Origin of the sequence: Streptococcus oralis (assembly GCF_001075675.1) — a bacterium.
Lineage (GTDB): Bacteria > Bacillota > Bacilli > Lactobacillales > Streptococcaceae > Streptococcus > Streptococcus oralis_V.
Genome location: NZ_JUNW01000006.1, coordinates 1 through 310 on the forward strand (window position 1 = coordinate 1; position 310 = coordinate 310).

General features: G+C 49.4%; 2 tRNA genes. Both read left to right on the forward strand.

Features of this window, described 5'->3' with window-relative positions:
- The first annotated feature begins 79 nt into the window (after positions 1 to 79).
- Positions 80 to 150, forward strand: a tRNA-Trp gene (locus ADM50_RS01175).
- Positions 151 to 164: 14 nt separating this feature from the next.
- Positions 165 to 237: transfer RNA gene (locus ADM50_RS01180), tRNA-His, on the forward strand.
- Positions 238 to 310 lie beyond the last annotated feature (73 nt).

Here is a 310-nt window from a genome sequence, read left to right on the forward strand (position 1 = left end):
AGAGGCTAAACGCGGCGGACTGTAAATCCGCTCCTTCGGGTTCGGGGGTTCGAATCCCTCCCCTTCCATTACTTTAGTTACGGGCATAGTTTAAAGGTAGAACTAAGGTCTCCAAAACCTTCAGTGTGGGTTCAATTCCTACTGCCCGTGTTAATATGATTATGGCGGGTGTGGTGAAGTGGTTAACACACCAGATTGTGGCTCTGGCATGCGTGGGTTCGATCCCCATCACTCGCCTATTTTATATTATTGGGGTATAGCCAAGCGGTAAGGCAAGGGACTTTGACTCCCTCATGCGTTGGTTCGAATC